This window comes from Nocardia australiensis (assembly GCF_020733705.1).
In the GTDB taxonomy this organism is placed as follows: Bacteria; Actinomycetota; Actinomycetes; order Mycobacteriales; family Mycobacteriaceae; genus Nocardia; species Nocardia australiensis.
Genome location: NZ_JAJFZM010000001.1, coordinates 455,990 through 479,877, shown reverse-complemented (window position 1 = coordinate 479,877; position 23,888 = coordinate 455,990). Strand labels below are relative to the sequence as shown.

Annotated in this window: 22 protein-coding genes and 1 tRNA gene; 19 read left to right on the top strand and 4 right to left on the bottom strand. The window is 64.2% G+C overall.

Going from position 1 to position 23,888, the window contains the following annotated elements; translation table 11 throughout:
• Positions 1-225: 225 nt before the first annotated feature.
• The 9 genes from LKE06_RS02260 to LKE06_RS02220 all read left to right on the top strand — a co-directional run bounded on the left by LKE06_RS02260 (position 226) and on the right by LKE06_RS02220 (position 9,892).
• A complete protein-coding gene (locus LKE06_RS02260; RefSeq protein ID WP_227996772.1) occupies positions 226-1,740 on the top strand; it encodes an ABC transporter substrate-binding protein in 1,515 nt (504 codons plus the stop codon).
• Positions 1,740-2,669: an ABC transporter permease gene (locus LKE06_RS02255; protein WP_227996769.1), complete on the top strand. Its 930-nt coding sequence runs from the start codon at positions 1,740-1,742 to the stop codon at positions 2,667-2,669. Before LKE06_RS02260 ends, LKE06_RS02255 begins: the two co-directional genes overlap by 1 nt.
• Positions 2,666-3,469 carry an ABC transporter permease gene (locus LKE06_RS02250; protein WP_227996768.1) on the top strand — a complete coding sequence of 268 codons (804 nt, stop codon included), beginning with the start codon at positions 2,666-2,668 and terminating at the stop codon, positions 3,467-3,469. The genes LKE06_RS02255 and LKE06_RS02250 overlap by 4 nt, the downstream gene beginning before the upstream one ends.
• Positions 3,466-5,235 (top strand): ABC transporter ATP-binding protein, encoded by a 1,770-nt coding sequence (locus tag LKE06_RS02245; protein ID WP_227996766.1) that lies wholly within the window; start codon positions 3,466-3,468, stop codon positions 5,233-5,235. Before LKE06_RS02250 ends, LKE06_RS02245 begins: the two co-directional genes overlap by 4 nt.
• Positions 5,235-5,960, top strand: coding sequence for a lytic transglycosylase domain-containing protein (locus LKE06_RS02240; RefSeq protein WP_227996764.1), 726 nt, complete (start codon positions 5,235-5,237; stop codon positions 5,958-5,960). The genes LKE06_RS02245 and LKE06_RS02240 overlap by 1 nt, the downstream gene beginning before the upstream one ends.
• A gap of 212 nt (positions 5,961-6,172) precedes the next feature.
• Complete coding sequence (gene eno, locus LKE06_RS02235; RefSeq protein ID WP_227996762.1) at positions 6,173-7,459, top strand: phosphopyruvate hydratase; 1,287 nt, start codon at positions 6,173-6,175, stop codon at positions 7,457-7,459.
• Positions 7,460-7,481: 22 nt separating this feature from the next.
• A complete protein-coding gene (locus tag LKE06_RS02230) occupies positions 7,482-8,135 on the top strand; it encodes an FtsB family cell division protein (RefSeq protein WP_227996760.1) in 654 nt (217 codons plus the stop codon).
• Positions 8,136-8,248: 113 nt separating this feature from the next.
• Entirely contained in the window at positions 8,249-8,797 is a 549-nt protein-coding gene (locus tag LKE06_RS02225; protein ID WP_227999243.1) for a DUF501 domain-containing protein, read from the top strand.
• Between the two features lie 147 nt (positions 8,798-8,944).
• Positions 8,945-9,892: a Ppx/GppA phosphatase family protein gene (locus LKE06_RS02220; RefSeq protein WP_227996758.1), complete on the top strand. Its 948-nt coding sequence runs from the start codon at positions 8,945-8,947 to the stop codon at positions 9,890-9,892.
• Positions 9,893-9,900: 8 nt separating this feature from the next.
• On the opposite strand, the gene LKE06_RS02215 is transcribed toward LKE06_RS02220, so the two are convergent.
• Positions 9,901-10,344 carry an SRPBCC family protein gene (locus LKE06_RS02215; protein WP_227996756.1) on the bottom strand — a complete coding sequence of 148 codons (444 nt, stop codon included), beginning with the start codon at positions 10,342-10,344 and terminating at the stop codon, positions 9,901-9,903.
• Positions 10,345-10,626: 282 nt separating this feature from the next.
• Here LKE06_RS02215 and LKE06_RS02210 point away from each other — a divergent pair, with 282 nt between their 5' ends.
• From LKE06_RS02210 to LKE06_RS02195, 4 genes are all read left to right on the top strand, one after another.
• A complete protein-coding gene (locus tag LKE06_RS02210; protein WP_227996754.1) occupies positions 10,627-12,078 on the top strand; it encodes a peptide MFS transporter in 1,452 nt (483 codons plus the stop codon).
• Between the two features lie 51 nt (positions 12,079-12,129).
• Positions 12,130-13,620: an amino acid permease gene (locus LKE06_RS02205; protein ID WP_227996752.1), complete on the top strand. Its 1,491-nt coding sequence runs from the start codon at positions 12,130-12,132 to the stop codon at positions 13,618-13,620.
• Between the two features lie 79 nt (positions 13,621-13,699).
• Positions 13,700-13,773 (top strand) — tRNA-Leu (locus LKE06_RS02200).
• 341 nt (positions 13,774-14,114) lie between these two features.
• Positions 14,115-14,759 carry a hypothetical protein gene (locus LKE06_RS02195; protein ID WP_227996750.1) on the top strand — a complete coding sequence of 215 codons (645 nt, stop codon included), beginning with the start codon at positions 14,115-14,117 and terminating at the stop codon, positions 14,757-14,759.
• Between the two features lie 301 nt (positions 14,760-15,060).
• Here the strand turns inward: LKE06_RS02195 and LKE06_RS02190 are convergent, their stop codons facing one another.
• Positions 15,061-15,429 (bottom strand): VOC family protein, encoded by a 369-nt coding sequence (locus tag LKE06_RS02190; RefSeq protein ID WP_227996749.1) that lies wholly within the window; start codon positions 15,427-15,429, stop codon positions 15,061-15,063.
• 62 nt (positions 15,430-15,491) lie between these two features.
• Between LKE06_RS02190 and LKE06_RS02185 the strand changes: the two genes are divergently transcribed.
• On the top strand, positions 15,492-15,950 hold the full coding sequence (locus LKE06_RS02185) for a MarR family winged helix-turn-helix transcriptional regulator (protein ID WP_227996748.1): 459 nt from the start codon (positions 15,492-15,494) through the stop codon (positions 15,948-15,950).
• A gap of 211 nt (positions 15,951-16,161) precedes the next feature.
• Positions 16,162-17,306, top strand: a protein-coding gene (locus LKE06_RS02180) for an IS3 family transposase (RefSeq protein ID WP_227996746.1) whose coding sequence is annotated in 2 segments (ribosomal slippage) — positions 16,162-16,429 and positions 16,429-17,306 — 1,146 coding nt in all. Because the reading frame shifts where the segments join, the coding sequence is not laid out codon by codon here.
• Positions 17,307-17,566: 260 nt separating this feature from the next.
• On the opposite strand, the gene LKE06_RS02175 is transcribed toward LKE06_RS02180, so the two are convergent.
• Together LKE06_RS02175 and LKE06_RS02170 are read right to left on the bottom strand one after the other, a co-directional pair.
• Positions 17,567-18,025, bottom strand: a complete 459-nt coding sequence (locus LKE06_RS02175; protein ID WP_227996744.1) for a hypothetical protein — start codon at positions 18,023-18,025, stop codon at positions 17,567-17,569.
• A gap of 172 nt (positions 18,026-18,197) precedes the next feature.
• Positions 18,198-19,340 carry an oxidoreductase gene (locus LKE06_RS02170; protein WP_227996743.1) on the bottom strand — a complete coding sequence of 381 codons (1,143 nt, stop codon included), beginning with the start codon at positions 19,338-19,340 and terminating at the stop codon, positions 18,198-18,200.
• Between the two features lie 348 nt (positions 19,341-19,688).
• Here LKE06_RS02170 and LKE06_RS02165 point away from each other — a divergent pair, with 348 nt between their 5' ends.
• The 4 genes from LKE06_RS02165 (at position 19,689) to LKE06_RS02150 (ending at position 23,887) form a co-directional block, all read left to right on the top strand.
• Complete coding sequence (locus LKE06_RS02165; protein ID WP_227996742.1) at positions 19,689-19,946, top strand: hypothetical protein; 258 nt, start codon at positions 19,689-19,691, stop codon at positions 19,944-19,946.
• Positions 19,947-20,470: 524 nt separating this feature from the next.
• Positions 20,471-21,592, top strand: a complete 1,122-nt coding sequence (locus LKE06_RS02160; RefSeq protein WP_227996741.1) for a thiolase family protein — start codon at positions 20,471-20,473, stop codon at positions 21,590-21,592.
• 7 nt (positions 21,593-21,599) lie between these two features.
• On the top strand, positions 21,600-22,805 hold the full coding sequence (locus LKE06_RS02155) for a cytochrome P450 (RefSeq protein WP_227996740.1): 1,206 nt from the start codon (positions 21,600-21,602) through the stop codon (positions 22,803-22,805).
• Positions 22,806-23,179: 374 nt separating this feature from the next.
• Positions 23,180-23,887, top strand: a complete 708-nt coding sequence (locus tag LKE06_RS02150; protein ID WP_227996739.1) for a TetR/AcrR family transcriptional regulator — start codon at positions 23,180-23,182, stop codon at positions 23,885-23,887.
• Position 23,888: the final 1 nt, after the last annotated feature.

Sequence of the window (23,888 nt, the reverse complement as noted above, 5' to 3'; positions counted from 1 at the left end):
GTGTTCCCTTCTTCGCAACGGGTCGAACAGCAGATGGTGGCGATTCGACTGCGAAGGTAGCGGGTCTCGGAAAATTAAGCAAGGCTTACCTAAACGCGTCGGTGGGAAATAGCGGGAGCGCATCGGACGGCTATCGGTGAGTCCAAAATATCATTAGGCTAGCCTGTCCTAGCCCCTATCGCTATGGTTCGCGATCGCGCCCGGGCAATCGAGGAAGGCAGCACGATGGGATGGAACCGGCGGCAACTTCTGCGGTCAGGTCTTGGAGTCGGTGCGGTCCTGTTGGTCGCCGCATGCTCGGATGGTGGCAATTCCGGTGGGCCCGCGCGTCGCGGCGGCACCTTGCGGGTCGGTGCGCTCGGCACCGCGGCCCGAATCGAACGTGATCCGCACGCGAATCTCAGCAATGACAGTGATTTCCTCATCACGTCGCTGGTGTACGACCCGCTCACGGTTCCCGCGGCGGACCCGAATGTCGCTGGGCGCCTTGCCAGTCGATGGGAATCCGACGACGAGCACCGCCGGTGGACCTTTACCCTGGCCGATGGCGCGACCTTCCATGACGGCACGCCGGTGACCTCGGATGATGTGGTGTGGTCGCTGCGCAGGCTGCGCACGGTCGGTGGCGCGTCGAAAATGCCCGCCGCCGTCGAGGACATCACCGCGGACGGCCCGAACCGGGTGGTGATCGCGCTGCCCGAGCCGAATGCGCAACTGCCGCTGCTGGTTCGGTTGATGACCTTCACCGTCAAGAAGGACACCACCGACTTCACCGAGGCCATCGGTACCGGCCCGTTCCGGCTCGAGTCCTATCAGGGCGGCAATGCCAGGCTGGTGCGCAACGATCAGTGGTATGGTCCCGCGCCGCTGCTGGATGCCATCGAGGTCACCATCTTCGACAGCGTTACCGCGCTGGGGAACGCGGTACTCGGCGGGCAGATCGACCTCGCGTCCAATGTCGGCGCGATTGCCGGGCGCACCGCCGAGGGACGCGGCGACCTGCAGGTGGTCCGGCGGCCCGACGACACCATGGTCGGGGTGGCGATGCGGACCTCGGACGGGCCGTTCGCCGATGCCAGGGTCCGGGAGGCGATTCGGCTCGGCGTCGATCGCACGGCACTGGTCAATCAGGTGCATTCCGGGTACGGCGCGGTCGCCAATGACATTCTCGGAACCGCGGATCCGGCCTATGACCACACCATTGCGCAGCGAGTCCGCGATACCGAGCGCGCGAAGACGCTACTGCGTGCGGCCGGATTCGATACCGGTCGCGGCTATCAGCTGCTCACCAAGGCCGAAGCGCCGGGCGAGGTGGAATCGGCCAAGGTGATCGCCACCCAGCTGGCCGATATCGGGGTCCGGCTCGAGGTTGTCACCCAGGAGCCGAATACCTTCTACGACCAGACCTGGCTGAAGGCGCCGCTGTACACGATCTCTTGGGGCACCAACGATTCGACGCTGTTCTTCGCGACGAAGCTGATGTCGAGCACCTCCAACCGCAATGAAACCGATTTCAAGGACACCGAATTCGACGTGGCCGCCACGAGAGCGCTCGGTGCGCAAAGTGACTCGGAATACGCGCAGGCGTGCCGAGATGTCCAGCGCATTCAGTACGAACGCGGCGGCTACCTGGTATGGGGCATGGCCGACGGCATCGATATCGCCGCTGCCCGGGTGCACGACCTGCCTGCGCTCGGCGGCTTCGCCAGGGTGCAGCTGGAGCGAGCCTGGCTGGCGTAGTGATTTCCTTCGCCCGCTTGCTGTTTCGCCGAATCGCCCTGCTGATCGCGCTGCTGGCCGCCGTTTTCGTGGCCATGGACCTACTGCCGGGCAAAACCGCGCGCGCGGTGCTCGGACGCGACGCCACACCGGATCGGATCGCGGCCAAGGAACACGAACTCGGACTCGACCGTCCGCTGCCCGCGCGTTTCGTGGCATGGATTTCCGGCGTTGCGACAGGTGATTTCGGTCGCACCGCGCGCGGGCGTTCGATCAATGAACTACTGGCAGACAAGTTCCCGCCGACCCTGCTGCTCGGCGGGGTCGCGCTCGCGCTCACCGTCGTGGCTTCGCTGCTGCTGGGCGCCTGGTGGGCGGCGCGGACCGGTGGCGTGGCACGCGGTGTGCTGCAACCGGCGACCACGGTCGCGGCGGCCGTGCCCGAATTCGTGGCGGCGACCCTGTTGATCATGGTGTTCTCGCTGGCGCTCGGCTGGTTGCCCGCGGTCACCATAACCGGTCGGTCCGGCCTACCCGCGAGCCCCGAGATGCTGATACTGCCCGTGTTGGCGCTGGCGATACCGCAGACCGGCTGGAACACCCGAGTGGTGCGCGCGGCGCTCGCCGATGCCGCCCGCTCGCCGCATGTGGAAAGCGCGGTGCTGGAAGGTCTTCCGGTCAGGACGGTGTTGCTTCGACATGTGCTGCCCTTCGCGCTGCCGACCATCGTCGCCAGTTTCGCCACCACAGTCGGCATGCTGCTCGGCGGATCGCTGGTGGTCGAGACCATTTTCAACTATCCGGGACTCGGTGCGCTGCTCGCGAGCTCGGTGGCCGACCGCGACACCGCGCTGATCGCGGCGGTGGTGGCGCTGTCGGGGCTTGTCATCATGGTCATGCTCGCGGTCGCGGATGGAATCCGGGCCTGGTCACTGCGGGGGCGTGGATGAAAAACCTGAGCGCGCGCCGGCTGCGGTTACTGACGGTGCTGCCCGCGATGGTGATGACGCTGTTCGCGATCTTCGGCCCGATGCTGGCGCCGCATCCGGCCGAGGCGCCGGTCGGCATACCGTTCGGAGCGCCGAGCGGTGACGCCGCGCTCGGGACGGATCGACTCGGCCGGGATGTGCTGAGTCAATTGCTGTATGGCGGTTGGGGATTGTTGCTGATCGCTGGCGTGATCGCGGTCGCGGTGACGGCGCTGTCGTGTGTGCTCGGCGCTGTGGCGGCTTTGCGTCCGAGAGTCGGTGTGGTGATCGAGCGCGCCACCGATTTCGCGATGCTGCTGCCTGCGGTGCTGGGGATCCTGCTGGTATTGACCGCGTGGCCGGATGCGGGCACCTATGGGCTGATCGTGGTCGCTCTGCTATTCGGAACGCCATACTGCGCCAGGGTTTTCGCCGCCGCGGCCTCAGGTGTCGCCGCGAGCGGGTATGTCGAAAGTGCGCAGGCCAGTGGGGAATCGTTGACGCATCTGGTGTTCGGTGAGGTGATCCCGAACCTGCGTGCGGTGCTCGCCGCACAACTCGGTCTGCGTTTCGTCGCGGGTGTCTATCTGGTGAGCACGGCGTCGTTCCTGCAACTGCCTACGGTCCTCGGCGCCAGCAATTGGGCGGTCATGGTGCGGGAGAACGCCGCTGGAATGCTGCTCAATCCGTGGGCGGTACTGGCACCGAGCCTGGCCATCGGCATCGTCGCGGTGAGTGTGAACCTAGCGGTATCGGTTTTCGGGCGAGAGGAACGGGCATGAGCACACCGGTCGTCATCGACACCCTGACGGTGTGCGGCGCCAATGGTCAGGAGCTGTTCGGCCCCACCAGTTTCGCGGTCGCGGCAGGCACGGTGACCGCGCTCACCGGCCCCTCCGGCTCGGGCAAGACGACACTGATGCGCGCCCTGCTCGGACACCTGCCCGTTGGCACATATCGGTCCGTCGGTGTCGCCGAGGTCGCCGGACAGGATGTCTTCGCGCTGAGTCCCGAGGCACTGCAACGCTTCCGGCGAAACCATATCGCCTACGTCGGCCAGGACCCCGGCTCGGCGCTGAACCCGCTGATGCGGGTGCGCAGTCTGCTCGGGGAGATGAGTCAGGAATCCGCTGCGGACTCATTACTCGAAACCCTTGAACTGGTCGGCCTTTCAGCCGAGCATTTGCGCCGACGTCCCGGCGAGCTCTCCGGCGGTCAGCAGCGCCGCGTTGCCTTGGCTCGCGCCCTGGTCCGCCACACCAGTGTGCTCGTTCTCGACGAACCTCTTGCGGGCCTGCACGGCTCGCTGCGCACCGAGATCGCCCGGGTGCTCGCTGATATCGCCGCCCATCGGTCGGCGGCGATCGTGCTATCCGGCCACGACACCGCCGCCGTGCACGCCATCGCCGACAATGTGGTGGAACTCGGTGTCGCGCAGTCGAAACTGGTGGGTGTACTTGCCCCATCGGTACTGGTCGGTGCGCCGGATGGGCCGCGTCGAAGTCGAGATGACGGTATCGCTGGCGACATCGACAGCGAAGGGAGCCTGGAGGCGGTCGTGGCCGGTACCGGCCACGCCTACGTGCCCGTCGGCGCGGTGCTGCCAGCAGTCGGCTCCAGTGCTGGATCGGCGTTGTCCGTGGTCGGGCATGGTGCTGCGTCGGTTGGTGCGGTGCTGCCGGGTCATGAGGTAGGCGGGCGGGGTGCGGACACCGACCGCGTGGCCGGCCGGAGATTCGAGCGTACGGGTCGAGGTGACGCGCAAGTCGTGCTGCGCGTGCGGAATTTGAGTACGTCGATCGGCGGAAACGCCGTGTTGTCGGACATCGATCTCGAGTTGGGTCGCGGTGCTTCACTGGCTGTGGTCGGAGCGTCCGGAGCGGGAAAGACCACGCTGGCCCGGGCTATCGCGGGATTGCACCGCGAGTCCATCGGATCGCTCGAATTGCGTGGTGAGCCCATGCCGATAGGCGCACGTCGTCGAAAAGGAAACGGCAGCAACGGTATCCAGCTGGTCACCCAGAATCCCAGATCGGCGCTGAATCCGCGCCGAACCGTCGCCCAGACCCTCGGACGTCCGTTGCGGCGCATCGGCAAGGTGCCGAAACGGCAACTGGTGCAGCGGATTACCGAACTGCTGGGCTCGGTGGAGCTGGCTCCGGAACTAGCGGCTCGCTACCCACACCAACTTTCCGGCGGACAGCGTCAGCGTGTCGCACTGGCGCGCGCCCTGGCCGCCGAGCCCGCCGTGCTGGTCTGCGACGAGATCACCTCCGCGCTCGATCACGACACCGCGTCATCCATCATGACCCTGCTGGACCGAATCCGTGCCGACCACGACACCGCGCTGGTGGTCATCAGCCACGACATCCCACTGATCGCCACCCACTGCCCGCGGCTGGTCGTCCTCGACCATGGCCGCATTATCGAATCCGGTGACACTGCAGGCATTTTGGCGTCACCTGCCCACAGCGCTACAGGTGAGCTGCTGGGCTGGCCGGGGCCTCGGCAACCTCGTGCCGAGGGCCGCATCTGCATTATGGAGTGATGTTCGTGAAGATAACCGGCGTTCTGGCCGCTGCGATGGTGGCTTTTGTGCTCGCCGGCTGCGGGAGCGAACGCAATCTGGTGCCCATCCCGGAGGGGATTCCGCCCGGGCCGGGAACACCGTTGCCGGCGATCGATCTGGACGCACCGGGACGGACGGCCGTGCAACTGCGTGGCTGGGCCGATGAGCAGGCCGATCGTCTCGGCATGCCGTCGGTCGCGCTGGAGGCGTACGGATACGCGGCCGCGGTGCTCGGGCGGTCGCAGCCGGATTGCGGTATCGCGTGGACGACTCTGGCCGGTATCGCGAGCGTGGAGAGCAAGCACGGCACCCATCGCGGCGCCGAGGTCGACGCGGATGGCACGGTGCGGCCGCCGATCATCGGTATTCCTTTGAACGGTGCGCCGGGCGTCGCGCTGGTACCCGACACCGACGGCGGCGTGCTCGACGGTGATTCGGTGTACGACAGGGCGCTGGGCCCACTGCAATTCATCCCCGAGACCTGGAAGCGCTGGGGTGCCGACGCGAACGGTGACGGCATCATCGACCCGCAGAACATCGACGACGCCGCACTCACCGCCGCCCGCTATCTCTGCGCCAGTGGCGGTGACCTGACCTCCGAACACGGCTGGCAAAGCGCCCTGCTCACCTACAACCAGTCCAACAGCTACCTGCGCACAGTCCGTGACCGCGCCGCCGCCTACAGCGTCGGGCGCCGAGTATGAGTTCGCGGGCGGCGCCCCGCTCAGCGACGGCCTCGGACGATCGGACGCACCGATCGGGGATCTGATCGGACGTTGGCGTCTGCGGAAAGGGTGCGGGGAAGGGGCGCGCCGACCGGGGCGATGTGGCAGACGGGGTGCGGGGCGTTAGGCTCGCAGGCGCATGGTCTTCCCGTGTTAACCACCGTGTCAGCAGCCGAAGGAGTGTCGTTTTCGTGGCCATCATCGAACAGGTCGGAGCACGCGAGATCCTGGATTCTCGCGGCAACCCCACTGTCGAGGTCGAGATCGCCCTCGACGACGGCACCCTGACCCGGGCCGCCGTGCCCTCGGGCGCCTCTACCGGCGAGCATGAGGCCGTCGAACTGCGTGACGGCGGTGACCGCTACGGCGGCAAAGGTGTGCGGAAGGCCGTCGAGGGTGTCCTCGACGAGATCGCGCCTGCCGTCATCGGTCTCGACGCGGTCGAGCAGCGCACCGTCGATCAGGCGCTGCTGGACCTGGACGGCACCCCCGACAAGTCCCGCCTCGGCGCCAACGCGCTGCTCGGTGTCTCGCTGGCGGTGGCTCGCGCCGCCGCCGAATCCTCGGGGCTCGAGCTGTTCCGCTACCTCGGCGGTCCGAACGCGCACGTCCTTCCAGTGCCGATGATGAACATCCTCAACGGTGGCGCGCACGCCGATAGCGGCGTCGATGTTCAGGAATTCATGGTCGCCCCGATCGGTGCGTCGACCTTCAAGGAGTCACTGCGCTGGGGTGCGGAGGTCTACCACGCGCTGAAGTCGGTGCTGAAGTCCAAGGGCCTATCGACTGGTCTCGGTGACGAGGGTGGTTTCGCGCCGTCGGTGGCGGGCACCAAGGAAGCGCTCGACCTGATCAGCGTCGCCATCGCGAAGACCGGCCTCGAGCTGGGCACCGACGTGGCGCTGGCCCTCGATGTCGCGGCCACCGAGTTCTACACCTCGGGCAGCGGCTACCAGTTCGAAGGCAGTGTCCGCACCGCCGCCGAGATGACCCAGTTCTACGCCGAACTGCTGACCGCCTACCCGCTGGTCTCCATCGAGGATCCGCTCTCGGAGGACGACTGGGACGGTTGGGTCGCGCTCACCGACGAGATCGGCGACAAAATCCAGATCGTCGGCGACGACCTGTTCGTCACCAACCCCGAGCGCCTCGAAGAGGGCATCACCAAGGGCGCGGCTAACGCACTGTTGGTGAAGGTCAACCAGATCGGCACGCTCACCGAGACTTTGGATGCCGTCGAGCTCGCGCACCGCAACGGCTACAAGACGATGATGAGCCACCGGTCCGGCGAGACCGAGGACACCACCATCGCGGACCTCGCGGTCGCGGTCGGCAGCGGCCAGATCAAGACCGGTGCCCCGGCACGAAGCGAGCGGGTGGCCAAGTACAACCAGCTGCTGCGCATCGAGGACGCGCTCGGTGACTCCGCGCGTTACGCCGGTGACGTGGCGTTCCCGCGGTTCGCATTCGAGAACTGAGAGCAAGACACAGAGGTTTGAGATGACGGAGCGACGCGCGCGTGGGACCAGTCCGGCCGGACGCGGGAACCGCCGCACGTCGCGCGCCGTCCGGCCGCGTCCGGCCGATACCGCGGCCAGACCGGCCGCGGCGCGTACCACGCGCAAGAGGTCGGATCCGGCGGACAAGAAAAAGGCCGGAACTCGCAAAACCGAGGCGCGATCCGGTGAACCCGAACGCACCATCCTCGGCCTGTCCACCGGCAAGGCGGTAGTCCTGGCCATGGTGGTGTGCGCGCTCGCGCTCACCCTGGCTGTGCCGTTGCGCACGTATTTCACCCAGCAAGGTGAGGCCGCGCAGTTGGCGCAGCAGCGCACCGAGCTCGAATCCGACCTCGCTCGACTGCGTGATCGTCGTGCCCAGCAACAGGATCCGGCCTACGTCCGGTCCGAGGCCAGGGACCGGCTGCGGCTGGTGATGCCGGGCGAAACGCCCTACATCGTGCAGGTGCCCGGTATCGAGGCACCCGCGTCCCCGACCGCCGCCCCGAAATCGAAGGCGCCCGACCCGTGGTACACGGAATTGTGGCGCAGCGTTTCCGAACCGCAGACCCCGCCGCCCGCCCCGGTACAACCGGCCGTGCCCGGACCATCGCCCACCGTGCCGCCGGAGCCGGACCAGGATGGCCCGAGGTGACCGCGTCGACCGGGCATGACCCGGTGCGGCATCGCCGACCCGCCGAGCGTGGTTGTGGCGCCGCAGCAGCCGGCTATGCGAGTACCGCCCACGTCGAAACCGGAAGGACCCAGGTGACCGCACCGACCGAGCGCGATCTGGAGATTATCGCCAAGCAGTTGGGTCGCGAGCCGCGCGGCGTGCTCGCCGTCGCCTATCGCACCCCGGATGGCCTGCCCGCCGTGGTGAAGACCGCGCCACGACTGCCGGACGGCACCCCGTTTCCGACGCTGTACTACCTGACCGATCCGCGACTGACGGCTGAGGCCAGCAGGCAGGAATCGGCGGGCGTGATGCGGGAGATGACCGAACGTCTCGCCACCGAACCGGAATTGGCTGCGGCGTATCGCGCCGCACACGAGAGTTATCTGGCCGAGCGCAACGAAATCGAGTCGCTCGGAACGGATTTCACTGGCGGTGGCATGCCCGAGCGGGTGAAGTGCCTGCACGTGCTGATCGCGCACGCGCTGGCAAAGGGGCCGGGAGTCAACCCGTTCGGTGATGAAGCGGTGGCACTGGCGGCCGATAATGGCTTGCGCGGCACCGCTATTGCGGCAGACTGGCCGGCGTACGAGTGGATCCAGGCTTCCACCCATGGCCCTGGAACCGACCGGGAGCACTGAGATCGGCATCGGCGTCGGAATAGTTCGGGTGATCGGCAGTGCCTCGCGCGGCACCGCGGTCGCAATCGGTGTGCGAGCGGATCCAAGCAACCACTCGACACCGCACGAGTACCGAGATCGGCGCGCCGAACAGAGCGGAGTACAACAATGAGTGATCGGGTAGCCGCCGTCGACTGCGGCACGAATTCCATTCGACTCTTGATCGCCGACGTGCTCGATGACGGTCGGCTGGCAGACGTGCACCGCGAAATGAGAATCGTGCGCCTCGGCCAGGGGGTCGACGCGACCGGCTCGCTGGCGCCCGAGGCCATCGAACGAACTCGGGTCGCGCTGGCCGACTACGCCGCGCTGATGCGCGCCGCCGGAGTCGGCCGGGTGCGCATGGTCGCCACCTCCGCCACCCGTGACGCCGCAAATCGCGAGGACTTCTTCGCCATGGCTCGTGCCGAACTCGGCACCGTGGTGGCGGGTGCGGAGGCCGAAGTGATCACCGGCGATGAGGAGGCGCGACTGTCGTTCACCGGTGCGGTCGGCGAACTATCCAGTGCCACAGGGCCTTTCGTGGTCGTCGATCTGGGCGGCGGTTCGACCGAACTGGTTGTCGGCGATGGCGACGGTGTGCGGGCCGCCTTCTCCGCCGATATCGGCTGCGTCCGCATTACCGAGCGCTGCCTGCCCGGAAACCCACCGACCGCCGAACAGGTCGCCGACGCACGGGAATTCGCCTCCGAACGGCTGGCCGAAGCATTTGCCAGAGTTCCCGTCGAGGGCACACACACCTGGGTCGGCGTCGCGGGCACCATGACAACACTCGCCGCAGTGGCCATCGATCTGCCCGAATACGATTCGGAGCGGGTGCATCTCACGCATTTGACGCTGGACGAAGTGCGGGCCGTCTGCGACCGGCTGATCGCCATGAACCACGATGAGCGCGCCGCCCTCGGCCCGATGCACCCGGGCCGGGTCGATGTCATCGGCGGCGGTGCCGTGATCACCGGGGTGCTGGCCGACGAATTATCCCGTCGCGCAGGCATTTCCGAACTCATTGTCAGCGAGCACGACATCCTTGACGGTATCGCGCTTTCCATCGCCTGAGTTCGGCGCTACCGTGCGGATCTGCCGATGATGAGATCGGAAAGGCGTGCCAGCGATTCCTGGTTGCGCGGTTTGAGCAGCAGAACCTGCACCGTATTCGGTACCAGCTGACCCGGGCCGCTCATGGCGTGCTCGGTCATTCTGATGCGCGTCCCGCCCTGCGGTAACGCGACGAGATCCAGCCGGATGCGGGCCGAGCCGACCGGCCACAGCCGGGCCTCCAGTTCGAGCAAGCGCGGTGGGTCGACCGCTCGCACCTCGGTGACATCGTGGATGGTCAGCGGCCAGAGTCCCAGACTGTAGTGGATGCGGGTCCCGACCGCGGGCCAGCCGGGATCGACCTGTCGGATGTGCGAGGCACCGACCACCCAGCTCGCGTACAGCCAGCCGTCGGCGAGTGCCGCGAACGCCGCGTCCGTGGTGACCGGCACGGTGACTTCGGCTTCGATCATCGGTGTTCCCGCCTCCCTGGACCGTTGACGCCGTGACGTCACGATGAACCGTGCGATCGGTGGCCGACTGCGGCCGCATCCAGCCTAGGTGGTCCGGGACGTCCATCGAGATTGGCGATGGACGGGTTCACTTGCGGCTGCTCCGGTGTGAGAGCGTAAAGTTTGCCCGAATCGTCGAGCAGGGGTGCACCCGCACCATTTGACCTGATCGTCGAAACTTTTGTACGGATGCAGGATATTTCCTGCCTGGCATGGGATCGTCTGAGAATGTCCGATATAGCGATGACCGAGAAACCGCCCGCAGAACGCACCCTCTTCGGCCACCCGATCGGATTGACGAACCTTTTCGGCGTCGAACTCTGGGAACGGTTCTCGTTCTACGGAATGCTCACCATTCTCGGCTACTACCTGTACTACTCGACGACCGAAGGCGGTCTCGGGCTGTCGCAGGACACCGGCGTCGGAATCGTCGGCGCGTACGGCGGACTCGTATACCTGTCGACGGTGCTCGGCGGGTGGATCGCCGACCGGTTGCTCGGCATGGAGCGCACCGTGTTCTACGGCGGCGTCGTAGTGATGGCCGGGCATATCGCGCTAGCCGTGATACCGGGGCTGGCCGGGGTCGGCGTCGGGCTGGTGCTGGTCGCGCTGGGCAGCGGCGGGCTCAAGGCCAACGCGTCCTCGCTGCTGGGAACCCTCTATCGGCCGGGCGATCCGCGCTTCGACGGCGGATTCACGCTGTTCTATCTCGGCATCAACTTGGGCGCCTTCTCCGGTCCACTGCTTACCGGTCTGCTGCAACGGCATTGGGGGTTCCACTATGGGTTCGGTGCCGCCGCGGTCGGTATGGCGATCGGACTGACGCAGTACGTCGTGTTCCGGCGCAACCTCGGCACTGCGGGCAAGAATGTGCCCAATCCATTGCCGCGTAGCGCAATCGGCCCGATCGCGGCATTCGCCGTCGGCGCGGTGGTCGTGGTGGCGCTGGCGTTCGCCACCGGGCTGGTCAACCTGGACAACCTATCGGAGACCACTACCGGTGTCATCGTGGTCGCCGCGATCACCTACTTCGTTGTCATGCTCACCAGCGCCAAAGTGACCGCCGTCGAACGCAGCCGGGTCCGCGCGTTCATCCCGCTGTTCATCGCGAACGCGGTGTTCTGGTCGCTGTTCCAGCAGATTTTCACGGTGCTGGCGGTGTACTCCGACGAGCGGATGGACTGGAGCATTTTCGGCTGGACCGCGCCGTCGAGCTGGATCGGCTCGGTGGAGCCGGTCTGGATCATCGTGCTGTCACCGCTGTTCGCGCTGATGTGGACCAAGCTGGGCGATCGCGCGCCGAGCACGCCACGCAAGTTCGCGATGGGTGTCATCGGCATGGGCCTGGCGTTCTGGCTGTTCATGCTGATGTCGGGCACGACAGGTAATTCGGTGCCCGCGTTGGCGGTGTTCGGCATCATGGCCGCCTTTGCGGTATCCGAGTTGCTGCTGTCGCCGATCGGTCTATCGGCCACCACCCAATTGGCGCCAGCAGCCTTCCGCGCTCAGATGATGGCGCTGTACTTCTTTTCCGTGGGCATCGGCACTTCGATGTCGGGCACGCTGGCCCGCTTCTACGATCCCGACCACGAATTCGTCTACTTCGGTGTCACCGGCGCGGTCGCGATCCTGGCCGGGCTGGTGTTAGCCGGGTTCTCACCATGGGTAAGCCGTCATATGGAGGGTGTTCACTAATATCCGTCGAATGCCGGTATGTCGTTGATAGGTACGAAAAGGGAGACCAGGATGGCGATTTCGCGGCCAGACCGCCGAAACGCGTTGTTCCGCACCAAATCGGTGGAACAGTCGATCCGTGACACCGACGAACCGGACTCGAAACTACGCAAAGAACTGACCGCGTGGGATCTCACGGTTTTCGGTGTTGCCGTTGTCGTCGGTGCGGGCATCTTCACGCTGACCGCGCGCACCGCCGGAAACGTTGCCGGACCGTCGGTTTCGCTGGCCTTCGTCTTCGCCGCGATCGCCTGCGGTCTGACCGCGTTCTGCTATGCCGAGTTCGCCTCGACGGTGCCGGTCGCGGGCAGTGCGTACACCTTCTCCTACGCCACCTTCGGTGAACTCGTCGCCTGGATTATCGGCTGGGACCTCACCCTGGAATTCGCGCTCGCGGTGTCGGTGGTGGCCAAGGGCTGGTCGCAGTATCTGGGTGAGGTGATGGGGTCCCGGTCACCGATCATGCATATCGGCTCTGTTGACTTCGATTGGGGCGCGGTGTCACTCATCGCGGTACTCGCGGTGCTGCTCGCCGTGGGAACCAAGGTGTCCTCACGCGTGTCGGCGATCGCGGTCGCCATCAAATTGGCGGTGATCGCGCTGGTGCTCGTCGTCGGCCTGACCTACTTCGACTCCTCGAACCTTTCGCCCTACATTCCGCCGTCTCAACCCGGAGCGGAGGGGGCGGGGCTGCACCAGTCGTTGTTCTCGTTCTTCACCGGAGCGGGCCAAAGCAATTTCGGCTGGTACGGCCTGCTTGCCGCTGCCAGTCTGGTGTTCTTCGCGTTCATCGGATTCGACGTGGTCGCCACCACCGCGGAGGAGACGAAAAACCCGCAGAAGGCGCTGCCGCGCGGCATCATCGGCTCCTTGTTGATTGTCACCGTGCTCTACGTCGCGGTCTCGATCGTCCTCACCGGGATGGTGCCCTACACCGAACTCGCCGGTAAAGATGCCACGCTCGCAACGGCATTCGCGATTCACGGCGACACCTGGGTGAAGAACATCATCTCCATCGGCGCTCTCGCCGGCCTGACCACCGTCGTCATGGTGCTGTTCCTCGGTCAGACCCGTGTCCTGTTCGCGATGTCGCGTGACGGCCTGCTGCCGCGCCGCATGGCGCACACCGGAAGCCGAGGTACCCCCGTCCGCCTGACGGTTTTCGTCGGCGTCGTCTGCTCGGTCCTGGCCGGGTTCATCGAATTCGGCACCCTCGAAGAGATGGTCAATATCGGCACCCTCTTCGCCTTCGTGCTGGTCTCCATCGGTGTCATCATCCTCCGCAAAACCCGCCCCGACCTCCCACGCGGCTTCCGCGTCCCATTCGTTCCCCTCATACCCATCCTCGCCGTGCTCGCCTGCCTGTGGCTGATGCTCAACCTCTCCGTCGAAACCTGGCTGCGCTTTATCGTCTGGATGGTCCTCGGCCTGCTCGTCTACTTCGCCTACGGCCGCCGCCACTCCGTCCTGCGCACCACCACGCCCGCCGATTCACCCGATTGAGTCCCCCCCACCAGCAAACTTGCATTATCCTCTGGAATGAATTCCGGTACGGCAGTACGAGTCGGTACGCTGACCGGGCGCCCCTATAGCCCAACTGGCAGAGGCAGTGGACTTAAAATCCATCAAGTGTCGGTTCGAATCCGACTGGGGGCACCTACTAAACGCACACTGGGCCGTACCTGGAGCTCTTCGTAACCAATGTCAGGTGCGTGTGCAGAGGTCGTCGCGACCGACGACACCGACACTGTGCACATCAATGTCATCAATTGCGGTCCCAGGGGGACATGCCATCGGCTATCCCTTGCGTGGGAAGTCTGCGCGAGCGCCGCAATTTTGACGATCCTTTGGCGCGCAAGGCCTTTCGCCTTTACGGGTTCGATACGACCGCGCACTTAGGCTTGGACGTTGTGCAACCCACTCCATGGCAGAACAGAGCGGCTCTACTCGAGCAGGTCGATTCGGGCGATGGGGTAGGCCGACGTCGGTGGATCGACGTGCGGACCCAGGTGCTGTCCGGTGGACAGCGGGTGCGGGCCGTGTTCCGCGGGAACTGGGGTTACCTGTGCGCAGCGGTCGGATGCATCCTCACCTTCGTGTTGCTGTTTCAGCCGTGGCTGGCTACGGGCACGGCCGGTACCGACGGTTCGATTTATGCGAATGCCTTCGGCCGGCTCCACGTGACGACCTTCTATGTCGATCTCTGGGCGCAAACACCCCCGCCTACCTCGAGTGCGAGTGGGGTGTGGGGGATTCTTACGAGCGTCGCGATCTTCGTTGCGGTATGCAGTCTGGTGGTCAATTGGGTGACCCGCACGGAGGTTCTCACGCATGTTGCGACCGTCGCTACGTTCTTTGTCGCGGTTCTCACCATCGCCACTGCCGTCTACCTCGATAGCAAGGGAGATGATCTGACGCGGGCGGTTTCGTTCGGGTCGGCTCGAGATCCGGGTACGCAGATCGGGTTGTTGCTGCGCTGGGCCAAGGGACACAGCACCTATCCGGCGCCCGGATTCCGCCAGGTTTCCTGGGCAACTGCGAGTCTGACGTCGTACGTGGTGCTTGCCTGCGCGATTTCGATGGCGTCGACTATGGCTGCGGTCGCTCAGTGGATTCAGGGACGTCGCAACCACCGAGCCTGAACTCGTGGGAATCGCCGCGAAGGTCGCCATCACCGAGGCTGCGAGCAGTAGCGTCACGGTAGCCACCAGTCTTTATCGACATGAAACCGGGCGGTATGGGTAGGTTTCTGACGCTACTACGGTGCGCGACATTCGCTCGTGCAGAGGAGGATTGCCGTGGCCGCTCGGCAGCAGGTGAGCATAGGTCATCTAGCCGGCAGAACGTCGTCAGGTCAGCAGGGCAGAAGGTAGCGTCACGCACGAGCCTAGGGCGCAACCGCGGCCTTCGGGGATCGGTGATCGTCCGGTGGCATTCGGCCGATCAGGCGCGGTCGTGGAGAGTGACCTGGTAGCCGTCGGGGTCGGCGAAGGTGAATGTCCGACCGAAGGGGCCGTCGATCGGTGCGGAAACGATGGTGTGACCGTCGGCGACGAGAGCATCGTGAATGGCCTGGACGTCTGTGGCGTGGAGCCAGATCGCGGCACCGATGCCGGGCTGAGCAACGGATGCGAGATCGGTGCCGGGAACGATGTCGCGGAGTGCGAACGCGATCGGCTTCGTCTCGAAGACGACGGCGTGCGGAGGTCCGGCCTGCGAGCGGACGAGGCCGAGGTACTGCTCGTAGAACGCCTGCGAAGCGTCGAGGTCGCGCGCTTGGAGGGAGATGAAGTCGGGGCCGGTGGCGGGCACGATGATGCTCCTCTTTTCGTGTCAGCTTTCTGACACAGATCAATCTATGTCAGAATACTGACATGAGTCAAGACGGTCTTGGTGTCGACCTGGAGACGTCACTGGGCTATCTACTGAAAGAGGCGTCGAGCGCTCTCCGCACAGCCATGGAGGAGGTGCTGCGGCCACTCGGGATGAGCGTGACGCACTACTCCTGCCTCGAGCTGCTGGCTCAACGACCGGGTTTGTCGAACTCCGAGCTCGCGCGGGGCGCGTTCGTGACACGGCAGTCGATGAACGTGCTGCTCCAGGCCCTGGAACGAGACGGGTACGTGACCAGGCCGGCGGAGGCACCCGTCGGGAAGGTTCTTCCCACGCGGCTCACGCCACGCGGCCGACGGAGCCTGGAGAAGGCGACCGTAGCGGTCCGGTCCGTCGAGGTCAGAATGCTGGCTGGCATGACCGAGACCGAGCAGTCAGGCGCGTTCCGGATCCTGCAGAGCATGATCCATTCCCTGCGCGATGGTAACGACGGTGCATAGCCCGGCACACGTCTTGTCGCGCCCGGATAGGAGTGCAGCCGAGCGTGAAAATCCGTGCGGGCGGCCTCGAAAACGACAGGCCCCGACTACACCCTCTTCTGCAATGAGCCCTAATCCCGGCGAGAGGGGCCCGTGGCATGTCCCCTGTAGGTGAGTCCGGCTAGTTGTAGAGTCCTTGTGCCCCGCGTGGGCTGGAAGGACGATAAAAGACATGGCAGGACGGAAGAAGCATTCCGCCGAGGAGATCGTGCGTAAGCTGCGTCACGCTGACGAGCTCGCCGCCCAAGGCAAGATCGGTGAGGAGATCGCCGCTGAGCTGGAGGTGTCAGCAGCCACGCTCTACAACTGGCGCCACCAGTACGGCGGGATGGACACCGACGCCGCGAAGGAGCTCAAGGAGCTGCGGGAGCAGAACAGCCGGCTCAAGCGGCTGCTTGCCGATGCCGAGCTCGAGAAAGACGCCCTGCGGGAGGTGGCCAAGGGAAAATTCTGAGCCCAGCCGCTAAACGCCGCGCTGTGGACATGCTCAAGGAATCCTTGAAACTGTCGGAACGGTTGGCATGCAAGGCCGTTGGGCTCAACCGCTCTACCTACCGTAGGACCCCGATCGCGGCGACCCCGGCCGACCCGGACGCCGAGTTGCGGGGCTGGTTGCGGACCTACGGCACGAAGAACCCGATGCACGGGTTCCGGCGTGCCTGGGCCGCCCTGCGCCACGACGAGCATCGTGTGGTGAACAAGAAGAAGGTCCACCGCCTGTGGAAAGAGGAGGGGCTGCAGCGGCGGATCCACAGTCCCCGTAAACGCGCGGGACAGTCCTCGGTGCCGCAGGTCGATGCTGATGCACCGAAGGTGGTGTGGGCGTTGGACTTCCAGTTCGATTCCACCGTCGACGGCAAGGCGGTGAAGATCGCATCGATGATCGACGAGCACACCCGGATCTCGCTGCTGAACATCGTGGAACGCTCGATCACCGCCGACCGCCTCGTTGCTGAGCTGGATAAGACGTTCGCGATGTGGGGTGGGCCGCCGCGGATGTCGCGGATGGACAACGGTCCGGAGTTCATTTCCCATGCGCTGCAACAGTTTTGTACCGACAAGGTCGGGATCAGCTATATCCCGCCGGGCACGCCGTGGAATAACGGGCATATCGAATCGTTCAACAACCGGCTACGCAAGGAGTGCCTGAACCGGAACCACTGGACCAATCTGCTTGAGGCCCGCGTGGTCATCGGCGACTTCAAGGACGACCACAATCACCGACATCGACACTCGAGCCTGAATTACCTGACCCCGGCCGAGTACGCTGCCCGGTGTATCCACGCCCACCACTCGGTGGGCTGCGAAATCGACTGACTCGAATCAAACACGACGTGGCTCTACAACCACGTGGACTGGGTTTCGGGGACCTGCCACCCGAACTGCACGCCCGTGTATTTTAACTCGTCGATATCTGCAGATGTCTGCCCCAATTCTGGCGCCACCTCGGTTAGTCAAACCTTGGAAACGTCCTCGAGAAGATCGACGTCTACCTTAAGTTCTCTAGCTATAGGCAATCACTCCGCAGCTATTCGTTTCTTACAGATATTTACGGACGAGCCAAATCGTCGTCCACGTCATTCTGGATCCACGATCTTCCAGATCGCCATCTCGGCCGCCTTAGTTGACGCGCCGTTCCATGGGTGTTCTTGGAAATTTTCATCAGTTAGAAGCGTTTGATACTTCGGCTTCGCTGCACCCCAGTTATTGATATCCACGACCGAGGTCCGCAGCCCTATTTCGGTTTTCTTGAGAAGGTGTGCGATATCAGTAGCGACCGGACGCAGGTCGTCTGGGCTTGTCGAAGCAGCCACGTCGAGATGGACGGTAACATATGTTTTGCCTGGTTTGTCGGGTGTATCGCCCGCGTTCACCATGAACAAGCAGGTTCCCACCGGAAACTGCATTTTCGCAATTTCCGCCGTTAAGTATTTTTCGTCCGAGTTTTGCGAGTCAGTGAATTTTGTGTTGGTGCACGCTACTGTGCTCGCTGTCGCTACTGTTGGTGAATTAGCCTGCGACGGCTGTCCGCTCACTACACCGCTCCGTCCTGTTTCCACTCAGCGACAACCTTTTCTGGCGTCGTTCGGTTTGTCAACCGCCCCTGCTGACTCGGCAGAGTCGGTTTCCTCGGTCACGGTCATATGGATTTCACTCGCTCGCGGAACATTGAAATTATCACAGCCCTGAACGGGCATGAATTATGTGCTAAATAAGTTTTGATTCGTGGACTGATCGGTTATAGTCCGGCAATTCAGATTTGCGTTGGAGCGTATTTGCCAGTTGCGGGTCCGCCAGGTGGAGACGGCCGATAGCGATGAGATCGAATTCGCCGATCGACATACGTCGCTCCAATTCCGGGATATTGTTTCGGCTCGCCGCCACACCATCGATTCGGCTTGTCCGCAGCGACGTTCCGAGACCGACACTTCCCACCGCCATCGTGGTGGCACCGGTCAGCTTCTTGGCCCACCCGGCCAGTGACAAGTCGTCACCAGGGAAGGCCGGCAGGTCGAACCGTCGCGAACTCGCGTCCAGGACGTCGACACCGGCGTCCACCAGTGCCCGCAGGATCACGCCGAGCTCGGCGGGGTTGTCGGCAATACGCGCGCTGTAGTCCTGCTGCTTGTGCTGTGAGAAACGAAATACGATCGGCATGTCGGGACCGACCTGCGCGCGGATCGCGGCGACCACGGCGCACGGGAAGGCGACCCGGCGCTCCAGATCGCCGCCCCAGGCATCGTCGCGGGTGTTGGTCGATCTCCACAGAAAGGAGTCGAGGAGGTAGCCGTGGCCGCCATGGATGGCCACACCATCGAACCCCACGGCCCGCGCGTTGGCGGCCGCGCCGGCGTATGCCGCGATGACCTCGGCGATATCGTCCTCGGTCATAGGCGCGGTGGGTTTCAATGCGCGGCTGACGTACTCCCTCGGATACGACGTCGAGCCCGCCGCACCCCACGTTCCTGACGGCCGCATCGGCTTCAGCGCTCTGTCGACTTTTCCCATCGCTCCCCACAATGGCCCGACATGCCAGAGTTGGGGAATGATCCTGCCTCCCGCGTCGTGCACCGCGTCCACCACGCGGCGCCACCCCTCGAGGGCGTCATAACCGTGAAGTCGCGGTACCGACGGACTGTCCACAGCGGTTTCGTGCTCGATCGCTACGCCCTCGGTGACGATTAGACCGGTGCCTCCATGTGCGCGTCGGCGATAATAATCGGCGACGTTTTCTTTGGGGACTCCATTCGGGGAATGCGCTCGCGTCATCGGCGACATCACAATTCGATTAGACACCCGGAGTGATCTGATCTCTAATGGTCGAAAAAGAGGCGAATCTGTACCGATCATATGTCATATCGCTTTCATTTATCGCAAGCAGTCGCAGTCCGAAATTATCGCTAGGGTGCACCGGGACGTGAATCCGTGTCGGTCGCGGATTAGTATTTCTCGGTTGCTGCTCGGAACGCAACGGGGCCAGTGTATTCGCCTTGCCCCTGGACGCCCGGCTGAACGGTCAAGCCCTCCAGGGTCATCGGGCGCCTGCGGCACCGGCGACGCGGCATCACATGATCGGTTCTGCGCAGCGTGCGGTGACAGGGACAGGCCGAGGAGTGGGACTGCGAGTGCCTCTATCTGACATCCGAGCCCGACAGCCAAGCAGGCCACGCCAGTCGGATCGCTCTCGGGCTTCGTCACGTGCCCGGCGACCACGAGATCAACGGCATCTCGATCAGCACCGACTTCAACGGACCGGGCCGCAGCCGAGCCGTCTACGACTACCGCTGTGATCAGTCGATTCAGTATCGGCGGATCAGTCAGGGAGCCATCGGCCGGTTCGACCGACTCCAGCACTCCGTGCACGGAACCGATCCCACGGAGGGCAATTCTGTTGTCGGCCAGTCGATTCGCGAACCTGACCACGGTGGCAGGCCGCTACGACGCCGAGGGCGGTGACGCCGCAAGAACTACCTGATTCCGCTATACCGGCCGTGCGTCTAGACGTACTCCACCCAAGTGGGTACTATTCCACCAAACGGACGGTAGAAATATATGGAAAGCCCGCACCCGAAGCCGGGCCTCGATTCGTCCTATATCCGAGAGGGTTGAACTATGGAGGAGCCTGATCCTCGGCCTCGTGTGGTCACGCGCGGGGGCGAGGTATTCGTAGTGGGGAATCGCTGCACAACGTGTCGGTATCCCACGGCATCGACCACGCCTCGGTGTCCCGTTTGTGGAAATCCATTGGAGGTGACCGAGTTCGGGCCGGAGGGGGAGGTCTTCGCGTCGACGCGTCTGCACATCGCCGTGCCCGGATACACTCCGCCCATTTCTGTCGCGTACCTGGTCCTGGACGACGGCCCCCGAGTGCTGGTCCACACATCAGAGGACCTGATTCCAGTGGGGTCCCGGGCCCGGCTGGTCGCTGTCACCGATCGCGGCAATCCGCTTGCGTGCGCGGTTCACACAGGAGTGGGCGAATGAAAACAGCGATATACGGGGTCGGCACGTCGATGTTCGGGCGGCAACCCCACATGAGCGATGTCAGCCTGGTTCAGCAGGCTGTCGTGGAGGCTCTCGATGACGCCGGAGTCGACAGGGTCGATGCGGTCTTCGCGGGAACGGTCTTCGGGGTGACGGGGACGATCCAGCGCTGCCTGCAGACACTCGGCATCGTCGGTATCCCGATCGTCACTGTCGAAAATGCATGCGCCACCGGATCTACCGCGCTGTTCGAAGCCGTCCATGCCGTCGAGTCGGGGCGATACGAGAACGTCTTGTGTCTCGGTGTCGAGACCATGACTGCGCACTTCAACGGCCCGATCACACCCGCCTACAACGATGCTGAGGGTGCGGCCGGCCTGGCGATGCCCGGTATCTATGGTCTTGCCGCCAGTAGATACGGTCATTTGTACGACGTCGAGCTCGACGATCTCGCCCTGGTGGCGGTCAAGAATCGCGCACACGGTTCGATGAACCCTCGCGCCCAGCACGGGGGCGAAACAACGGTTGAGAAAGTTCTCAACAGCCGGATGGTGGCAGATCCATTGACGCTGCTGCAATGCTGCGACATCTCCGATGCTGCGGCGGCCGCGGTGGTCGGACCCAAGCGGAACGGCAAGCGGGACATCGCGGTCCTCGCTACCGCACTGCAATCCGGACGGCTGTGGGATCACCGTTCGATCCACCCGTGGGGGTTCGAACTCATGCAGTCCGTCGCGGGGGAGGCGTGGGAGAAAGCTGGACTCGGCCCCGAGGACATGAGTCTGTTCGAAGTCCACGATGCCTTCACGATCGGTGAGGTAACCGCCACCGAAGCGCTCGGACTCGCTCCAGCTGGTCAGGGCCTCGAACTCGTCAAGGCCGGCCACACAAGGCTTGGCGGCCACCAGCCAGTGAACCCATCAGGGGGGCTTTTGAGCAGAGGGCACGCACTCGGCGCAACAGGACTAGCGCAGATCGCGGAAGCCGTGTGGCAACTCCGTGGGGAGGCCGGAGCGCGTCAGGTCGACAACGCCCGAATCGCCGCAGTGGAGACGATGGGTGGCGGTGCCGCGGGAATCGATGGAAATGGTTGTGTTGTAACCATTTTGGGAGGATGAGGAGCTTATGGATCACGATATTCTCAGCGCGGAACGGCTTGCGGACCCTAGTCCGTACTTCGCCGAGATGCGAGCAAACTGCCCGGTGCACTGGAACGAGCAGTATCGGGCCTGGTTCGTGTACCGGTACGACGATGTGGTGACGGCATTGCGCGATCCCGTCTTCTCGTCCGATCGCGTGCGGCCGGTGTATAACGAGCGCCTGTCCGACGAGCAGCGACAGGCAAGGAAGGCCACCTATGACGTTATCCAGCATTGGATGGTCTTCCTCGACCAGCCTGATCACACTCGGATCCGGAAGTTGGTGATGCCCGCCTTCACACCCAAAGCGGTCGCGGCGATGCGACCGCAGGTGGAAAAGGTGGTCGCAGATGCTGTGGGCGCGATCGCCCAGCCGGGTGATTTCGATCTTGTGCATGATCTTGCCTATCCGATTCCGGCAGTCGTGATCGCCGAACTGATGGGGGTTCCGGCCCAGGATCGTGAGCTGTTCAAGCAGTGGTCCGACGAGATCGTCGTGCTCATTTTCGGCGCGAAGTCGACCTCGGACCGGCACGAACGTGCCCAGCGCGCGCTTACGGAGCTGACCGAATACCTCCGGTCGCATATCTCGCGGCTCCGAAAGCAGCCCGACGACAACTTGATCAGCCGCATTCTCGAATCCCGCGAGCAGGATCCGCCACTGACCGACGACGAAGTGATCTCCACCTGTGCGTTGCTCATCTTCGGCGGGCACGAGACAACGACCAACATGATCGCAAACGGGATGCGCGCCTTCCTGCGGAACCCGAGCCAGTGGGAGTTGCTGAAGAACGACCCGGGTATGGCGAGATCGGCGGTCGAGGAAGTTCTCCGTTTCGACGGGCCGGCCAAAATGGCCATGCGCAGACTTGTGCAGGATGTCGAACTGCGCGGCAGCCAGATGCGCGCCGGCGACACCGTCTACCTGGTACAAGCGTCCGCGAACCGTGACCCGGCGGTGTTCGACAATCCCGACACGTTCGACATCACCCGCGCCCCGAACCGACACGTAGGATTCGGTTTCGGTCTACATCATTGCCTGGGTAACTTCCTGGCCCGACTCGAAGGCCACCTCGCTTTCGAGGCTCTGGCAAAAAAGTGCCCCGACCTCGAAATCGCAGACTCGGCGCAGCACTGGCATCCGACTCTGATCAGCCGCGGCATGACGTCGTTCCCGGTCATCAATCGCTGAGACGCCAGTAGCTGTCGACGGCGGGTGCCGTTGACAGTCGCCGCATCCGTCCAGCACGTACAGGTGGGGGTGTCGAGACTCGACACCCCCACCGTTTCGTCACGGTGCTGTCACAGCGATTGGCCGTATCGCCGCAAGTAGCGGGGTCGGTCAATGCACGCGGATTGCTGGGTTATTCGATCTGGGTTGAGGAACCCGGAGTGGAGGCGACGCACTCCGCGGTTGTACCGTGAATCCAGTCGGGCCCAAGGGGTTCCGAGACCTCGTTTTGTGCGGTATCTGTTCAGCGCGTTCACCAGGTGAGCGGTTCGTGCGGACTCCGACGGGCGAATAGCCAGTAGTTCGGCCACGGTCGTCGATGGAGAGGGAGCAGGATGGTCCAAAATGCGGCCAAGCGGGGTCGGCCGCGCCGCGGGCCGGACGCCGAACGAGTTCGGGAAGTACTCGATGCCGCGGCCGATGCTTTTCTGGAGAATGGCTACGACGCCACCAGCATGCAGGGCATTGCCGACGCGGTCGGACTTATGAAGGGCAGCCTGTACTACTACGTCGCTTCGAAGGAAGACTTTCTCTTTCAGATCATCGAGCCCGCTTACGTTACAGCTCTGGATGCGGTGGCATCGTTGTCCGAGGATCCCCGCGCTCCGCTCGACCGTCTGACAGATTTCGTCCACTCACATGTGCTCTTCGTGGCCGCCAACCTGCGGACCTTCCGGATCCGGCTACGTGAATTCAGTCAGTTGTCGCCACAGCGCCAGAAGCAACTGAGCAGGAGTGAGGACGACTATTACGCCGTGCTCATGGGGATCTTGCGTGACGGCGTCGACTCCGGTGACATCGACCCCGCGATCGATCTCAGGCTGTCCTCGGTCGCCATCCTCGGAATGCTGAACAGCATGACCGAGTGGTACTCCGTCGGTGGGAGATACGCACCGCGCGAACTCGCCTACCAGCTCGCCGGTATGGTCCTGACGTCACTGGGCTCCGACGCGGCGACGCTGGCCACGGGCGGACCCGAAGCGCTACGCCGGAGCCCACGGAATCGGCTCCCGAGTCAGACCGAGACCGAGGCCGACAACTAGA

Bases quoted from the DNA above. Each gene is read 5' to 3' on its own strand.
- LKE06_RS02260 (WP_227996772.1), top strand. From the start codon at position 226: ATGGGATGGAACCGGCGGCAACTTCTGCGGTCAGGTCTTGGAGTCGGT.
- LKE06_RS02250 (WP_227996768.1), top strand. From the start codon at position 2,666: ATGAAAAACCTGAGCGCGCGCCGGCTGCGGTTACTGACGGTGCTGCCC.
- LKE06_RS02245 (WP_227996766.1), top strand. From the start codon at position 3,466: ATGAGCACACCGGTCGTCATCGACACCCTGACGGTGTGCGGCGCCAAT.
- LKE06_RS02240 (WP_227996764.1), top strand. From the start codon at position 5,235: ATGTTCGTGAAGATAACCGGCGTTCTGGCCGCTGCGATGGTGGCTTTT.
- LKE06_RS02230 (WP_227996760.1), top strand. From the start codon at position 7,482: ATGACGGAGCGACGCGCGCGTGGGACCAGTCCGGCCGGACGCGGGAAC.
- LKE06_RS02220 (WP_227996758.1), top strand. From the start codon at position 8,945: ATGAGTGATCGGGTAGCCGCCGTCGACTGCGGCACGAATTCCATTCGA.
- LKE06_RS02215 (WP_227996756.1), bottom strand. From the start codon at position 10,344: ATGATCGAAGCCGAAGTCACCGTGCCGGTCACCACGGACGCGGCGTTC.
- LKE06_RS02210 (WP_227996754.1), top strand. From the start codon at position 10,627: ATGACCGAGAAACCGCCCGCAGAACGCACCCTCTTCGGCCACCCGATC.
- LKE06_RS02205 (WP_227996752.1), top strand. From the start codon at position 12,130: ATGGCGATTTCGCGGCCAGACCGCCGAAACGCGTTGTTCCGCACCAAA.
- LKE06_RS02185 (WP_227996748.1), top strand. From the start codon at position 15,492: ATGAGTCAAGACGGTCTTGGTGTCGACCTGGAGACGTCACTGGGCTAT.
- LKE06_RS02170 (WP_227996743.1), bottom strand. From the start codon at position 19,340: ATGATCGGTACAGATTCGCCTCTTTTTCGACCATTAGAGATCAGATCA.
- LKE06_RS02160 (WP_227996741.1), top strand. From the start codon at position 20,471: ATGAAAACAGCGATATACGGGGTCGGCACGTCGATGTTCGGGCGGCAA.
- LKE06_RS02155 (WP_227996740.1), top strand. From the start codon at position 21,600: ATGGATCACGATATTCTCAGCGCGGAACGGCTTGCGGACCCTAGTCCG.
- LKE06_RS02150 (WP_227996739.1), top strand. From the start codon at position 23,180: ATGGTCCAAAATGCGGCCAAGCGGGGTCGGCCGCGCCGCGGGCCGGAC.